Raw genomic sequence first — 410 nt, forward strand, 5'->3', positions numbered from 1 at the left:
TCGCGGCACCGGTCGATACCAGTGCGGCTCAGCCATCCCGTCGGGAAGATAGGTTTCGCCGGCGGCATAGCCCTGGGATTCGTCATGCGGATAACGATAGGTCTGCCCGTGGCCCAAGTCTTTCATCAGCTGCGTCGGGGCATTGCGCAGATGTCTGGGAACTTCGCGGCTTTTGTCCTGTTTGACGAAGGCGCGCGCGGCCTTGTAAGCGGTGTAACCCGCGTTGCTCTTGGCCGCGATCGCCAGATAGATGACCGCTTGCGCCAGGGCCAGTTCGCCCTCCGGCGAACCCAGCCGCTCATAGGCTATGGCGGCCTCATTGGCGATCTGCAGGGCTCTGGGGTCGGCCAGTCCGATGTCTTCCCACGCCATGCGCACGATCCGTCGTGACAGGTAGTGGGGATCCGCTC

At 63.4% G+C, this 410-nt stretch carries 1 protein-coding gene; it reads right to left on the reverse strand.

Annotation, left to right across the window (positions count from 1 at the left end):
- A partial coding sequence (locus tag GJ668_RS19995) for an AAA family ATPase (protein WP_484476976.1) occupies nt 1–410 on the reverse strand: 410 nt, incomplete at both ends.

The sequence above is a fragment of the Allochromatium palmeri genome (assembly GCF_009720725.1).
GTDB classification, from domain to species: domain Bacteria; phylum Pseudomonadota; class Gammaproteobacteria; order Chromatiales; family Chromatiaceae; genus Thermochromatium; species Thermochromatium palmeri.